Below are 15428 nucleotides of genomic sequence, written 5' to 3'. Positions count from 1 at the left end.
GGCGCGTCGTTCACCGGCGCGTCGGGCGTTGGTCGCCTGGTCGTCCTATCGTTGAATCGTGACCGATCTTCACGACGCAGACCCGCACATCGGCCCGGACTTCAGTGTCCTGAACGGACGGGAGGCCCTGCAGCAACTCGTCGACCTGCACGACGTCACGCAGTTCGCCGTCAACGACGACGATGACGACGATCCGGTCCTGCTGACGCTGCCCCACCGCAACGTGGTCGACACCTGGCGTCAGGACTACCCGTACTCCGAGCGCATGAGCCGGCGCGAGTACGAGGTCACCAAGCGTCGTCTGCAGATCGAGTTGCTCAAGCTCCAGAAGTGGTCCAAGCAGACCGGGCAGCGGCACCTGCTGGTCTTCGAGGGCCGCGACGCCGCCGGCAAGGGCGGCACGATCAAACGCTTCAACGAACACCTCAACCCGCGTGGCGCGCGCGTGGTCGCCCTGGAGAAGCCCAGCGAACGGGAGGCCACCGAGTGGTACTTCCAGCGCTACGTCCAGCATCTTCCGGCCGGCGGCGAGATGGTCTTCTTCGATCGCTCCTGGTACAACCGTGCCGGTGTCGAGCGGGTGATGGGTTTCTGTAGTCCGGCGCAGTACACGCAGTTCGTGTCGCAGGTTCCGGCGTTCGAGAAGATGCTCGTCGACGACGGCATCAACCTGGTGAAGTTCTGGTTCTCGGTGACCCCGCTCGAGCAGCGCACGCGGTTCGCCATCCGCCAGATCGACCCGGTGCGGCAATGGAAACTCTCACCGATGGACCTCGCGTCGCTGGACAAGTGGGATGCCTACACCGAGGCCAAGGAGGCGATGTTCGCCGCCACCGACACCGACCACGCGCCGTGGACCGTGGTGAAGTCCAACGACAAGAAGCGGGCCCGCATCAATGCGATGCGCCACGTCCTCAGCCTGTTCGAGTACGACGGCAAGAACCACGAGTTCGTCGGCCGCGCCGATCCGCTGATCGTCGGGCGGGCCGCGGACGTGGTCGGGGAGTAGGAGCCGTCAGCGCAGGAGCCCTCGCTCGGTAGCCTCGTGGGGTGCGTAGCTTTCTGAGTGCCCTGATGACGCTCGTCGCGATGGCAGCGACCGTGCTCGCGGTCCCCGCCCTCTGGCTCGACCTGCGCATCGTCGATCAGGACGGATTCGTCTCCACCGTCGCGCCGATGGCCGAGAACCAGAAGGTGAAGGACTATCTGGCGGACGAGATCGCCGCGCAGGCCACGGCCCGCACCGATCTCCCGATCGCGGGTGCGCTGGTGCGGCCCCTGGCCGCCGGGTACACCGACAGCGAACAGTTCCGCCTCGACTTCGCCGACGTCGTCGGCCAGCAGCACGCCTGGCTGTTCACCGAACCCGCACCGGGCGCCGACACGTCCGTCATGCAGCTCGACATCACCGCGATGATCAACCGCGCGCTCAACCTGACCGGCACCCCGAACGAGATCTCGGGACCGGTCGTCGTCGAATTGACCAATGGTGCATCAGGTCTCGAGGCCGGTAGATATGCCGAGGTGGGTAAGCAGATCAGCTTCCTCGCCCGGGTGGCGGCAGCGGTGGCGGTCGTGGCCGGGCTCCTCGCCCTGTTGCTGGCCCGACGGCGCGGCACCGTGTTCGCGTGGCTCGGCCTCGGCGCCGTCGCGGCCGGGGTCGCCAGCTGGGCCATCGGCCTGTTCTTCGCCGATCGCGCCAAGCAGGAGGTCGCCGGCGCGGAATCGTCGGGTCGACAGGTGGCGGAACTGATCATCGACGGCGCCTACTCCGACCTCACCCATGTCGCGCTCATCGTCGGCGGCGTGGGGGTCGCGATGTTCGTCGTCGGACTCCTGGGCCGGGTGATCTTCGCGGGTCGGCGGTGAGAGATCTCGTCCCCGACTGCCGAACCTCAACTCGACCGGTGGTTGGGTGGGCGACGGTGTCTCACCGGGCCTTCGAGGCTCGTCGCTTGCGCTCCTCGCACCTCAGGCAGCAGAGCTGGGTGCGTTGCGCTCTTTCGGGTCAGGCGGCAAGGGGGCGGCCGCGTACGACTTGACCTCGCTCCCTGAGGTGCGAGCGAAGCGAGCCACGAAGGGTCAGTGCCCCGCGAACGCCTCGGCGAGCCACCAGGACCCGCCGTCGTCGGTGATCTTGGCGTCGATGACCAGCGGACCGGACGGTTCGGAGGACCCGAGTGCGGCGACCCAGCGTCGTACCTCGTCGAGGTCGTCGAATCCGGTGACCGTCACCCCGGTGGCGCCGTGGCCGCGGGCGATCGCGGCGATGTCCACGTCCGGGAACGTCACCGTGGTCATGTCGGCGTCGCCGAAGTGGTGTACCTCGGCGCCGTAGGCGGAGTCGTTGTACACGATCACGACGAGTGGAAGTGCCAGGCGGACGGCGGTTTCCAGTTCGGCGATGGCCATCAGGAAGCCGCCGTCGCCGGTCCCGAGGACGGGGAGCCGGCCGGGTTGGGCGATCGCGGCGCCGATGGCGGTGCCCAGTCCCAGGCCGATCGACTGGAATGCCTGGGTGAAGCAGAAGCCGAATTCGTCGGGCACCGACAGATGGGTCGAGGGGTAGCCCATGAAGTTGCCCGAGTCGATCGACAGGACCCGGTCGGCGGGCAGGATCTCGTCGAGCGCAATACTCAAGGCGCGCGGGTCGATTCGGCCCCAGGAGCGTTCGGTGGTGACGGATTCGGCGGTGACCGGGACGTCCTGCCACCGGGCCGACCCGGCGATCCGCCCGGCCACCTCGGAGGTGCGGTACCCGCTGTGCGACAAAGGGTCACCGGCGAGTGCGGCGAGCACATCGTCGGCGGTGGCCGCGCAATCTCCCAGTACGCCGACGTCGACGGGACGGTGCGCCCCGATCGCCTCGACCTCGACGTCGATCTGGGCCACCACGGTCTGATCGCCGATGAGGCGGCCCTGCCGCATGGTCCACATGTTGAGCGCACAGCCCCACCCGACGATGAGGTCGGCATCGGAGATGAGCTCGGCGACCGTCGGCGACGAGAAACCACCGGAGATGCCCAGCGAGAACGGATCTCCGGCGAACAGCCCGTTGGCCACCGCCGACGTGGCGAGCAGCGCACCGCTCGCCTCGGCGAGAGCCGCGATCTGCGGACCGGCCTCGCGCCCGCCCCGGCCGGCGACGAAGACCGGTCGACGCGCCGCCCGGATTGCGGCGGTGAGGGCGTCGACCGACGCGGCGTCGGGCCGGATGCGCGGCGTCTGGACCGATACGATGACCGGTCCTGTCGCCGCTGCCGGCGCGGCGGCCACGTCGATCGCCACGTTGAGGACCACGGTTCGACGCTGCGTCACCGCGGTGCGGTAGGCGCGGGTCACGTCGGCGACCACGGTGTTCGGGCCGTAGACGCGGTCGCTCACCGCGCCCACGCTCGTCGCCAGTGCGTCCTGGTCGATGCGGAAGTTCGATTGCAGTGCGGCAGCGGGAGCGTCGGCGGTCAGCACGATCATCGGGGTACGGCTCTTGGCCGCCTCGCCGATGCCGGTGACCGCGTTCGTCAGACCACAGCCCTGGTGCACGGTCAGCAGGCCCACCCGGCCCGACATGCGTGAATAGGCGTCGGCCATGGAGGCCGCGCCGCCCTCGTGGCGCGCCGCGGTGAATCCGACCCCGCCGGCACGCAGCGCGTTGGTCATCACGAAGTTGCCGCTGCCGACGACCCCGAAGGCGTGGCCGACACCGAGATCCGCCAGAACCCGGCCGACGACGTCGGCGACCGTGGGGCCGTACGTTGTTGCTGAGCCGGTCACCGCGATCAGTTCTCGACGATCGCCAGGACCCGCGATGGGCTTCCGGTGCCACCGACGATCGGGAGCGGACTGACGACGACCACGGCGCCGGTCGCCGGCAGCAAACCGAGATTCCGCAGCGAGGTCAGGCCGTACTTGTCGTTGCCGAGGAAGTGGTAGTGGACGGGGAAGGCCGGATCGAAACCGCCGGCCAGACCGGCGTCGACGCCGACGGTCTCGACGCCGAGGCCGGAGATCTGCCGCTTGGTGGCCAGCCACTCGGCGCATTCCACCGAGACACCCGGGGTGTGCGAGCCGGTCTCGTCGGCGTTGAGGAACTCGGCTTCTGATTCGCCGCGCGACTCCCACCCGGTGCGCAGCAGGAGCCAGGCGCCGGGGAGCAGCTCGCCGTGTTCGGTCTCCCAGGCTTCGACGTCGGAGACCTCCAGGAGGTAGTCGGGATTGTCGGCGACCTGGGCGGTTAGGTCGAGGACCGCGGCCGGACCGATCAGTCGCTGCACCGGGATCTGCGAGACGTCGTCACCGTCGCGGCCGCTGATCCAGTGGATCGGTGCGTCGAGGTGGGTGCCGATGTGCTCGCCGGTGTGGATGTTGTTGTGCCGCCAGTACGGTCCGGGTTCGTTGTAGGCGCTGACCTCTTCGAGGCTGAAGTCGATCAGGCTCGCGAACTGCGCCGGCAACCGCAGTGCCGGGGTCGAACTGGACAGCGGGGTGGTCAGGTCGATCACCCGGAGGGATCCGTCGGCGAGGCCGGTGAGGAATCCGGACAGAGCGGTGGCGGTCATGGCGGGGTCCTTTCGCGCGGATGTCCGTTTTCGCGGACTGCGACGATCATGCCACTACGTGGACGGCTGATGACGCCACGACCGCCGTGCCGCTACTTGCGTGCGCCCCGCCAGTTCATGCCCCAGCCGTAGGCCTCGTCGACCTTGTCCTGGGCGCCGCGGATGTAGCGGACCTCGCGGTTGATCACCAGTTCGCCGCCGCGGTTCTCGAGCAATGCGATCGCGCAGGAGATCGCGGACTGATCGGCCTCGTCGAGTCGGACCTCGATCTCCGGTCCGCTCGCCGGGGACAGCGTGACGACGCCGTTGGCGCTCGCCCAGTTGGGGGTGCCCTCGTAGATGTAGGCGAAGATCAGGATGCGGCGGATCTGGTTGGTTGCGGAGAGATCGATATACATGTTCTCGCCGCCCTTGCCGGAGCGGTCGTCACCGTCGAGGTAGATGATCGGTTGTCCCTGGCGGGGTGCCTGGAACGAGTTGCCCAGGGCCTGGACGATGCCCTTGCTGCCGTCGGTGAACTCCCACATGCAGGCGAGGTCGAGGTCGATGCCCTTCGCCTTGCGGAACAGTCCGCCGCCCGAGGTGTTGGCAGTCCAGCTGAGGTTGACGCGCACCTGGCCGGTGGTCGCGCCCTGCTTGCTCAGCGAGATGCTCGGCGCCGACTTGGTCAGCGTGATCTTGGAGAGCGACACCGGCTGGGCCGGCGGCTGCTGACCGTAGGCGGGTGTGGGAGCGGGGGGCTGCGCAGGAGGTTGCGGCGGTTGGGCTTTCGGGCGCTTGGTGTAGTCGATCCCCATCTGGTTCCCTCATCTCGTCGTGGGCGACATCGTCGTCGGTCGCGGTGATCTGCTGCCCAGAGTAGTGGAGACCCGACGCCGTCAGCAGTCGCGTGCAGGAGCCTGGGCCCGGGCGCTCCGGCCGAATGCCGAGGCGACGACCAGCGCGCCCGCGGGAGTCCGACGGCAACTCGCGACCGCGACATGGCACGGACGTGGGATGTTCGTCGACATCGGGACCCCGCCGTCGATCTGATAGCGCATGTTGGTCACCTTGGATGCCGTCGCCCGAGGATCGGCCGGATCGCTCGGAGCGGCATCCGTACGAATGACGACCATCGCCTCGGTGACACCGTCGGGCCACTCGAACCGGATCGTGTCGCCTTCGACGCGCACCGCGGAGATCGGCGGTGGATCACTCGGTGCAGGTTCAGGTTCAGGTGCAGTTGCAGCTGCAGGTGCGGTGGGGGAGGTGGCGACGCCCGGCCGTCCGGCATCGGTGCGGGCCGGTGCCGAGTGTCGCCCGCCGACGACGGCGGTGACCTCGTAGACCGGAGGCGCGTGTTCGGCGGGGGTGCCGTCGGTTAGTTCGGTCGACGAGGTGCGTCCGAGGGTTCGCGACGAGCCGTCGGCGCCGATCCGGACGACGCGGTAGACCGCCGACGGGGTCGACGAGGGGTCCCACTGCACGGTGGTGGCACCCGCGGCGCTGAGCACGCGAGGGTTTCGTGGCGGGTCGACCGCGTAACCGGCTGCGGCAGAATTCAATTCTTCGTGATCGACGATCCGGCCTTGCATCTCCAGGAGCGGCGTGGCGTCGGCGTGGGAGGCTCTGGCGAGCTCATCGGCGGCCGCGACGATCTGACGTGCTCGTTCGAGATGGTCGGCGAGGCTCATGTTCCCGGGGACCACGAGGTCGATGTCGCGTGCTTCGCGGCCCAGCGTCTCGAAGAGGTCCAGTGCGGCGACGAATCGTTTGTCACCGGCGAGGGCCAGGGCGCGTCGATAGTCGCCGGCTGCGCGTCGGAGGACGCGATCGACCTCGTCGGCGACCGCAGCGACCTGACGTGACGCGGCGGGATCGTCGCCGGCGGCCCGTCGGGCGTCGTCGACGGCCTCCTGTGCCCGGACCGGCCGGCCGTCCCGCAACGCGGCGCGCGCCGCACGGAGATCGCTGTCCCACAGCCGCTCTCGTGTCCCGACCGGCAGCGGGTCAGGCGTGTGATGACCGCCCGAGGAGGTCGGCTGTACCGTCGCGCCGGCGTCGTCGGCGAGCCCGGCGATGACCGCGCGGGCGTCACGACGGCCGAGTCCGCGGCGTTGCGCGTCCTCGAGGAGGAAACCGTGATCGTCCGCGCCCAGTTCGTCCTCGACGAGGACCGCGGCCCGCACCCGGGGTCGGAGGTACTCGGTGACCTCCTCGATCATCGACCGCCGATACTCTTCCGCGAGTGCGGTTTCGGCGAGCAGTACCGAGTGCACATGGACCAGCAGTTCGTCGATCACCGCGCGGAACCGGCCGGCCGGCAGCTCGCGGGCGCGTTCGTTGAGCGCGGCGGCCCGGGACGTGATCAGTCCGCGGTCGGCGGTGTCGTCGGTGTCGAGGTGGAGCAGCGCGAACAGCGTCGGCGTCGGGTGGTCGTCGTGGAGACGGTCGAACTCCGCCAGCAGTTCGGCGATCTGGGAGCGCCGGCGGCTGGTCAACGACGGTACCGGTGGCGGTAGTGGCGGCGTCTCGACATCGGTGTCGTCGATGATCCGGTGGCGACGCAGACGTCTCGCGATCTCGTCGGGAGCGAGGCCGCCCATCGAACCGATGTCGTCGAGACCGGCCCGCTTGGACGCGGGGATTCCGCCGTACCGCTCATTCAAACGCGCGATCGCGTTGTCCAGCAACTCGAAACGCTCTTGGTCGCGGAGCTCTCGCCCGGTTCGCGCCGCACGCGCCTCGGCGATCCGGCCGGTCTTGTGCCGCAGCGGCGCGGAGCGTGCGTCGTGTTCGGCGACCAGCCGGGCGACCAGGATCCGGTACTTCGGGTGGTCACGATGCTTCTGCCAGAACGCCCACACCTCGTCGAGCCGCTGTGAGACGGCGTCGTCCGCGAGTCGTTCGGCCTCGTCGAGTGGTAGGTCGTACAGCTCGAAGGAGTCGGATGCATCCGGTCCGCCCCGACGCTCGACGGCGGCGAGAACGCGTTTGCGGTAGTCGTTGCCGACGAAGGGCTCCATGTGGGTCTCCCGGCCTAGTGGTCGCGTCGTCTCGTCCGGTGGACCTGATCGAGCTCGCGTTCGACCTCCGATTTCGACAGCGTGGCACCGGTCTTCGCCGACAGCTCCAAGGGGATGCCCGCCTCGACATGGAAGGCGGTCACGTGCAGCACACCGTCGAAGGCCATCTCGAAGGTGACGACCACCTCACTGCCCTCGTCGTATCCGGGCGGGATGTCGGTGATGGCGCCCTCGATGAGGACCTTGGCGTCCTCCGGCCGCGGGGATGCGGCCTGACCCTGCTGCTCGAGGACGACCAGTTCGATGCGGGCCTGGTCGCGGCGCATCGTGCCGAACGAACGGCGGACCCGGATGGGCAGGGGCTGATTGCGCTGGACCAGCCAGCTGGCCTCGAGCTCCCCGTGGTGGCCGTTGACCGCGAGGACGCCGAATCCGCGTGACACCACCGTGTCGACGGTGATCTCGAGCATCCGGCGCACGTTGCCCACCGGCAGTGCGAATGCGGCCGCCACCCGCGAACAGGACTCGTCGAGGTCGGCGGGGGAGGCGTCGACGAGCGTGCGGTCGTCGCGCAAACGTCCGCGTGTCAACAGATCTGCCCGGACGAGACGCTCGATCTCGAGCTTCTCGCCGTAGATCGCGGCTCCCCGCGCGACCGCGAGATCGGGGTCATCGAGCTCGGGGGTGATGCCCAGGGCCGCGCCGAGTTCGCGGGCCACCATCGGCATCCGCGAGGAACCGCCCACGAGCAGTACGCGGTCGACCTTCGAGACGCCACGACGCTCCGCGGCCGCCAGACAGGATCTGGTCAACTCGACGGTCCGGGCCATCAGTGGTCGTGTGAGCTCTTCGAACTCCGGACGGGTGACGGTGATGACGGACCGTGCGCCGTCGTGCGACACGATCACCGACGTCGAATCCGATTCGGTGAGATCGTGTTTCGCGCGTTCGGCGGCCAGGATGATCGACTGTGAACCGGCCGAGTCGTCCAGCGGGTCCTCGGCGTCGGGGTGTTCGGCGCAGAAGGTGCGTGACAGGTGCAGGGCCAGCCGCTCGTCCCAGTCCGCGCCGCCGAGCTGATGGTCGCCGTCGACGGCGAGCACGGTGATCCGGCGGTCCGCGAGTTCGATGACGGTCGCATCGAAGGTGCCGCCGCCGAGGTCGTAGACGAGGACGGTCTCGTCGGGAGTGCGGGTGGCGAGGGCGTCGGTGATCCGGGCGAATCCGTAGGAGAGTGCCGCGGCGATCGGTTCCGACAGCACGCCCGCCACGTCGAGACCGGCGTAGGTACCGGCCTGGATCGTGGCGCGACGCTCCTCGTCGCCGAAGTAGGCGGGCACCGTGATCACCGCCCGCTCGACCTGCTCGCCGGTGGTGAAGGCGGCGTCGGACATCAACGACTTGAGGATGAGCGCCGAGATGGCCGGTGCCGACCAGGTCTGCCCGTGGGCGACGAAGCGCCACTGGGAGTCGCCCATGCGGCGCTTCACCAGCGAGCACACGTTCTCCGGATCGAGGCGCGCCTCCCGGCGTGCGCCTTCGCCGACGACGTGGTCGGTCGCCGAGGTGAGGAGGACGGTCGACGGGGTGGTCGATGCGCCGGACAGGCCGACGATCACCTCCGGACGGCCGTCGGCGTCGATTCTCGCGATCGCCGAGTTCGTGGTCCCCAGATCCACACCGAATACCCCCACGATCGGCAAGGCTAGCAGCGGCAACGGGACCCGCGACGTCGACCGCGGTGCGCAGGTCGACGATTACGCTGTGGAAATGACGTCGGATCATGCCGCTGCACCCTCCGCCACCGCCCTCGGACAACTGCAGGAACAGCTGACCGATCTCGGCCGGGTGGTCGCGCGCCAGACCGCGACGATCGAGCGGCTCGCCGCCGCGGCCGGTACCCGGACCGCGACGAACGGGGCCGACGCCGCGCTACTGGTGGACCTGTTCGCGCTCTACACCGACGCCGCCTCGTGCGCGGCATCGGCATCGGAGGGCGACCGGGCCGCCTTCGGTCTCCTCGCCTCCGGCCTCGAGCGGATCATCACCGGTCGCGGCGGCGCGGTGGTCACACCGGCCGCCGGCGCCGACTTCGACGCCCGCACGATGGAGGCGGTGGACGTCGCGACCACGACCGACCCGACGCTGGACCGGACGGTGCTCGGGGTCGTGCGCCCAGGGCTGCTCGTCGCCGACCGCTCGGTGCGCCCGGCCGCGGTCGTCGTGTACCGGGTTGCGCCCTCCGCTTCCTGAGCCTGGATCCGTGGAGGGGTGTGGGGTGTCGGTGACATAAAAGTGCCCTCTGAGCTGGGATGATTGGTGGTGTTGAGACACAAAACATCCCAGCTCAGAAGGCACTTTCAGTGAAAGTATCACACAGCTTCTCGGCCACGTCCGCACTCTTTGACGACGACAATCTCGTGTCGCATGCCGGGCTGGTACCGGTGATGGAATTGGCGCGCTCGACCGGGGTGGCCGCGCTGCTGGCCAAACGGGTCGATCTGGGCACCACCCGGGTCGCCTCAGCCGGAGCCAACTTGGAAGCGAAACTGCTGACCGTGATCGCCGGGTTATGTTGCGGCGCGGACAGTATCGACGACCTCGGCATCGTCCGCAGCGGCGGGCACCGACGCTTGTTCGACCGCGTGTACGCCCCGGCCACGATCGGACAAACCCTGCGTGAGTTCACTCCCGGGCATGCCCGACAACTCAACGCCGTGATGACCCGCTCCCTGCCGGCGATGTGCGCCCGGGCAGGGTTGTTGCCCACTAACGGTGCCCGAGTGTTCGTCGATATCGATTCCCTGCTGCGTCCGGTCTATGGCTATCAGAAGACCGGCGCCTCCTACGGACACGCCAAGATCGCCGGACGTGAACTGCTGCGTCGGGGTCTGTCGCCGCTGATCGCCACCCTCAGCGCACCCGAGTACCCACCGGTGATCGCTAACGCCTGGCTGCGCGCCGGCCGCGCCGCCTCCGGTGCCGGGGCCGCAACGATGATCGCGCAAACCATCGCCACCGCCCGGCGTTGCGGGGCCGCCGGTGAGATCACCGTGCGCGCTGATGCGGCCTACGGATCAGCTGAGGTGATGGCTACCTGCCAACGCCTGGGAGCCACGTTCTCGCTGGTCCTACGGACCAACACCGCGATCACCCGCGCGATCTCAGCCATCGGCGAGGATGCCTGGACCCCAGTGGTCTATCCCGGGGCGGTCACCGACCCCGACACCGGCGCGTTGATCTCTGATGCCGAAATCGCCGAAACCACCTACACGGTCAGACCACTCTCGCCACACCCGATCACCGCCCGACTCATCGTGCGGCGAGTCAAAGCACACCACCCTGCCGACACCGACACCCTGATGCCGGCATGGCGGTATCACTCGTTTTTCACCAACACCACCGACGACACCATCACCGCCGACATCAATCACCGCGCCCACGCCGTCATCGAGACCGTGTTCGCCGACCTCATCGACGGACCACTGGCCCATCTACCCTCCGGCGTCTTCGGCGCCAACGCCGCCTGGCTGGCCCTGACCGCCATCAGCCACAACCTCATGCGCACCCTCGCCGCGCTCACCAGCTCGGCCAGACTGCGCGCCGCGCGCGGAGCGACACTACGACGCACCCTGGTCGCCGTACCCGCCCGACTGGCCCGACCAGCACGAACACCCATCCTGCACCTACCCCGACACTGGCCCTGGCACCACGCATTCACCACCCTGTGGACCGCGGTGAACACCCCCTGACCCCAACACCCCAACACATCCACCCACCACCAGGAACCCCAGTGAAAAAGCTGACAAAGATCAGCGAATACCCCACGCCCACAACCTGATCAACCACAGAAGCAGCCCAAACTACACCTCCCGACAACCCGTCCACGGATCCAGGCTGAGGTGCGAGCGGTAGCGGCCGCATTGCAGCGGGGGTCAGGATTCGGGAGCGAGCTTCCGCCACAGGAATTCGTAGCTGAGCGCGGTCTTGAACGCGGCCTGTTTGTTGTCCGCGGCGCCGCCGTGCCCGCCCTCGATGTTCTCGTAGTACATGACGTCGTGGCCGGTCTCCTCCAGCCGCGCAACGAGTTTGCGGGCGTGTCCGGGATGGACGCGGTCGTCGCGCGTGGAGGTCGTCACCAGGATCGGCGGGTAGGAGGCATCGGGATCGATGTTCTGGTACGGCGAGAACGGCTCCATGAACTCCCACTGCTCGGGGTCGTCGGGGTCGCCGTACTCGGCGACCCACGACGCGCCGGCGAGCAGCAGGTGGTAGCGCTTCATGTCGATCAGCGGGACCTGACATACCAACGCGCCGAACAACTCCGGGTACCGGGTGAGCATGACGCCCATGAGGAGCCCGCCGTTGGATCCGCCCTGCGCGCCCAGTTGCTCCGGAGTGGTGAGCCCGGTGTCGACGAGAGCCCGCGCCACAGCCGCGAAATCCTCGTACACCTTGTGGCGACCGGCCTTCTGGGCCTGGGTGTGCCACGACGGCCCGTACTCACCGCCACCGCGGATGTTCGCGATCACGTAGATGCCGCCTCGCTCGATCCAGCTCTTGCCGGAGAGTGACAGGTAGCTGGGGGTGAGCGAGTTCTCGAAACCGCCGTAGCCGTAGAGCAGGGTGGGGCCGGTGGTGACGTCCCGTCGGCGGACCACGAAGTAGGGGATCTGCGTCCCGTCGTCGGATGTCGCGAAATGCTGCTCGGCCGTGACCGATTCGGAGTCGAAGTAGGCCGGGCTGCGCTTGATGACCCGAGGCTTCTCGTCGTCGTCGCTGTGCAGCAGGCTCGGCGGATCGGTGAACGAGGTCGCCATCCAGAACACCTCGTCGCTCTCGTCCGGGTCGGTGTCGAGCACCGACACGGTGGCGAGATCGGGGAGGCCGGGAAAGTCGATGACCTCCCAGCTGCCCAGCTCGCGCACCTCGACCCGGGTGTGCACGTCGCGCAACGTCACGATGATGAGAAGTGAACGCGTGTAGGCATAGTCGACGAGGCTCGTGTGCGCGTCCGGGGTGAACAGCACGGTCGCCCGGCGGCCTCCGGCGCGGTAGTCGTCGTAGTCGAAAGCCAGCAGGGTGCCCGGTGCGTGGGTCGTACCGTCGACCTCCCACTCCGAGCGCGTCATCACCAGCAGCCACTTCATCCGGACACCGGCGTGGGCGTCGGTCGGAACATCGACGAGTTCCGGTTCACCGTCGCGCAGTTCGAACATCAGGGAGTTGAAGAAGTCCGTCGACCGCGACACGAAGTGCCGCTCGAATCCGGGTGTGTCGTCGTACACCGCGCTCACCGACACGTCGCTCTTCTCGCCCGCGAAGACCGTCGTGGCGGCCTCGAGCGGTGTGCTCCGCGACCAGCGCTTGACCACGCGGGGGTAGCCGGAGTCGGTCAGCGAGCCGACGCCGTCCGGCTGTTCACCGAAATCGGTTCCCACGTAGACGGTGTCGCGGTCGATCCAGCGCACACTCGACTTGTCCTCCGGCAGGTTGAATCCGTCGGTGATCCACTGTCGTGAGGGGATGTCGAACTCGCGGATCACGGTGGCGTCGGCACCGCCGCGTGACAGCGACACCAGGGCGCGCTCGTAGTCGGGACGGAGTACCGTGGCGCCCGACCAGACCCAGTTCTCGTCCTCGGCGCGGGCGAGTTCATCGACGTCGATGATGATCTCCCAGTCGGGCGCATCGGTCACGTACGACTCCAGCGTCGTACGCCGCCAGAGGCCGCGGGGATTGGCCGCGTCGCGCCAGAAGTTGTAGAGGAATTCGCCGCGGCGCCGGACGAACGGGATGCGGTCGTCGGTGTCGAGGATCGCCAGGGCCGACGCCTCCATGTCGCGGAAGCGGTCCGACGACGACAGCGTCTCGACGGTGGGCTCGTTGTGGGAGCGCACCCACGTCAGCGCCTCGTCGCCGGTGACGTCCTCGAGCCAGAGGAAGGGATCATCGGTATCGGTGCTGGTGGAGATGCTGTCGGCCTGCTCGGTCATGTCGTCCAACTTACGCGGGGCGGGGGTCGCTCATCCGATTGTGGGACGTGGCCGGGAGTACGTTCGTGCCTCATTTCGCCCGATTGGTGCCGGTGAACTGCGGAATCGAGACCTGGTGCAGGGCCTCGCGGTATCTTTTTCCAGCGAGGATGAGGAGATCCGCATGCCCACTTCCGATTCGGTCCCGGCCCGGCGCTCCGGCCCTGATTCCGCCCGCACCCCCGGGCGACGTCCTCGGCGACACGGTCCGCGTTGGGGACGTGCGTCGCTGGCAGCCTGCTCGGCGCTCTCGGTGATCGCCCTGGTCGCCGCGTGCGACAGCGGCTCCTCCGGTACGGGCGCCCCGCCGACCGAACCGTCCGGTTCGTCGGCGCTGGTGAACCCGAACGCCGTCGATGCGATGCCGCTGCCGGCGGGTGCGGTCGACAAGGCCGTGGGCGAACTCGACGGTCTCGTCGAGTCGTTGATGACGTCGACGGGTCTGCCCGGACTCGCGGTGGCGGTGGTGTCCGGCGGAGAGACCAAGTATGCGAAGGGTTTCGGGGTCAAGGACCTGACCACGGGGCAGAAGGTCGATCCCAACACCGTGTTCCAGCTCGCGTCCGTGTCGAAGTCGGTCGGGTCGACGGTGGTCGGCGCGGCGGTCACCGGCAAGACGGTTGCCTGGGACATGCCGATCGTCGACGGGTTGCCGTGGTTCGCGCTCGCCGAACCGTACGTCACCCGCACCGTGACCGTCGGCGACATGTACTCGCACCGGTCGGGGCTGCCGGATCACGCCGGCGACAAGCTCGAGGACATGGGTTACTCGCAGACCGAGATCCTCCAGCGGCTTCGGTTCATGCCGCTCGATCCCTACCGGATCAGCTACGCCTACACCAACTTCGGCGTGACCTCCGGGGCCGAGGCGGTGGCGGCCAAGGCAGGTAAGGACTGGCCGACCCTGTCGCAGGACCTGATCTACGGCCCGCTCGGCATGACCAGCACCAGTTCGCGCTACGCGGATTTCGAGAAGCGCGCCGACCGTGCCGTCGGCCACATCAAGATCGACGGCAAGTGGGCCAAGACGGACATCCCCCGCGATCCCGACGCCCAGTCGCCGGCCGGCGGGGTGAGCTCGTCGGTCAACGACATGTCCATCTGGCTGAAGATGGTTCTGGCTCAGGGCAAGCACAACGGCGCCGAGATCGTCGCCCCCGATGCCCTGCTGCCCGCGGTGTCACCGCAGATCGTGTCGAATCCGCCGGCGAATCCCGACACGCGCGCCGGGTTCTACGGCTACGGCTTCAACGTGGGCGTGACCACCGATGCCCGCACCCAGTTCAGCCATGCTGGTGCCTTCGCGTCCGGCGCCGGAACCTCGTTCTCGATCCTGCCGTCCGCGGACACGGCGATCGTGGTGCTGTCCAACGCCGCACCCATCGGCGCGGTCGACGCGCTGGCGGCGGAGTTCATGGACCTCGTGCAGTTCGGTGAGATCCGCAGCGACTGGCGCGAACTCTATGCCAAGGCGTATGCGCCCCTGAGTGTGCCGAACGGCGAACTCGTCGGGAAACAACCGCCCGCGAATCCGGCTCCGTCGCAACCGTTGCCGTCGTTCGTCGGTACGTACGCCAACGCCGTCTACGGACCGGCCGAGGTCGTTGAACGGGATGGCAAACTGTTCCTCGAGATGGGGCCCGGGGGAGTCCGCAGACACGAACTCGCACACTGGGACCGGAACACCTTCACCTTCACCTTCACCCTGCACGACGAGAACGCCGAACTCGGCACGATCTCCCAGGTGACCTTCGATGGCCCGAAGATGACGATCGAGTACTACGACGACGAGGAGAGCGACGGGGTCTTCCTGCGGAACTGAGGGGGGT

11 protein-coding genes are annotated in these 15428 nt (G+C 68.3%); 5 read left to right on the top strand and 6 right to left on the bottom strand.

The genetic code is table 11. From position 1 onward, the window contains the following. Positions 1-58 precede the first annotated feature (58 nt). On the top strand, positions 59-1009 hold the full coding sequence (ppk2, locus tag BLU62_RS20185) for a polyphosphate kinase 2 (RefSeq protein ID WP_074851743.1): 951 nt from the start codon (positions 59-61) through the stop codon (positions 1007-1009). A 65-nt stretch (positions 1010-1074) separates the two neighbouring features. Further along, positions 1075-1869 carry a hypothetical protein gene (locus tag BLU62_RS20180; RefSeq protein ID WP_084811839.1) on the top strand — a complete coding sequence of 265 codons (795 nt, stop codon included), beginning with the start codon at positions 1075-1077 and terminating at the stop codon, positions 1867-1869. A gap of 213 nt (positions 1870-2082) precedes the next feature. On the opposite strand, the gene BLU62_RS20175 is transcribed toward BLU62_RS20180, so the two are convergent. The 5 genes from BLU62_RS20175 to BLU62_RS20155 form a co-directional block, all read right to left on the bottom strand. Further along, positions 2083-3774 carry a thiamine pyrophosphate-binding protein gene (locus tag BLU62_RS20175; RefSeq protein WP_074851739.1) on the bottom strand — a complete coding sequence of 564 codons (1692 nt, stop codon included), beginning with the start codon at positions 3772-3774 and terminating at the stop codon, positions 2083-2085. A gap of 5 nt (positions 3775-3779) precedes the next feature. Further along, the gene (locus BLU62_RS20170) at positions 3780-4559 is read right to left on the bottom strand and encodes a cyclase family protein (protein ID WP_074851737.1); all 780 of its coding nucleotides are present in this window, start codon (positions 4557-4559) and stop codon (positions 3780-3782) included. 92 nt (positions 4560-4651) lie between these two features. Next, the gene (locus BLU62_RS20165) at positions 4652-5356 is read right to left on the bottom strand and encodes a TerD family protein (protein ID WP_074851735.1); all 705 of its coding nucleotides are present in this window, start codon (positions 5354-5356) and stop codon (positions 4652-4654) included. 81 nt (positions 5357-5437) lie between these two features. Continuing rightward, positions 5438-7564: a SaeA-related protein gene (locus BLU62_RS20160; RefSeq protein WP_074851733.1), complete on the bottom strand. Its 2127-nt coding sequence runs from the start codon at positions 7562-7564 to the stop codon at positions 5438-5440. A 14-nt stretch (positions 7565-7578) separates the two neighbouring features. Beyond that, positions 7579-9258 carry an Hsp70 family protein gene (locus BLU62_RS20155; RefSeq protein WP_074853037.1) on the bottom strand — a complete coding sequence of 560 codons (1680 nt, stop codon included), beginning with the start codon at positions 9256-9258 and terminating at the stop codon, positions 7579-7581. A gap of 76 nt (positions 9259-9334) precedes the next feature. Here BLU62_RS20155 and grpE point away from each other — a divergent pair, with 76 nt between their 5' ends. Both grpE and BLU62_RS20145 read left to right on the top strand, forming a co-directional pair. Next, a complete protein-coding gene (gene grpE, locus BLU62_RS20150; protein WP_074851731.1) occupies positions 9335-9817 on the top strand; it encodes a nucleotide exchange factor GrpE in 483 nt (160 codons plus the stop codon). Between the two features lie 110 nt (positions 9818-9927). Next, positions 9928-11316: an IS1380 family transposase gene (locus BLU62_RS20145; RefSeq protein ID WP_084811776.1), complete on the top strand. Its 1389-nt coding sequence runs from the start codon at positions 9928-9930 to the stop codon at positions 11314-11316. Between the two features lie 183 nt (positions 11317-11499). Here the strand turns inward: BLU62_RS20145 and BLU62_RS20140 are convergent, their stop codons facing one another. Further along, entirely contained in the window at positions 11500-13560 is a 2061-nt protein-coding gene (locus BLU62_RS20140; protein ID WP_074851729.1) for a prolyl oligopeptidase family serine peptidase, read from the bottom strand. A 163-nt stretch (positions 13561-13723) separates the two neighbouring features. Here BLU62_RS20140 and BLU62_RS20135 point away from each other — a divergent pair, with 163 nt between their 5' ends. Next, on the top strand, positions 13724-15421 hold the full coding sequence (locus BLU62_RS20135; protein ID WP_244278269.1) for a serine hydrolase: 1698 nt from the start codon (positions 13724-13726) through the stop codon (positions 15419-15421). Positions 15422-15428: the final 7 nt, after the last annotated feature.

The sequence above is a fragment of the Gordonia westfalica genome, from assembly GCF_900105725.1.
GTDB classification, from domain to species: domain Bacteria; phylum Actinomycetota; class Actinomycetes; order Mycobacteriales; family Mycobacteriaceae; genus Gordonia; species Gordonia westfalica.
The sequence above is the reverse complement of the archived record's forward strand: the minus strand, read 5'-3'. Positions and strand labels throughout refer to the sequence as shown.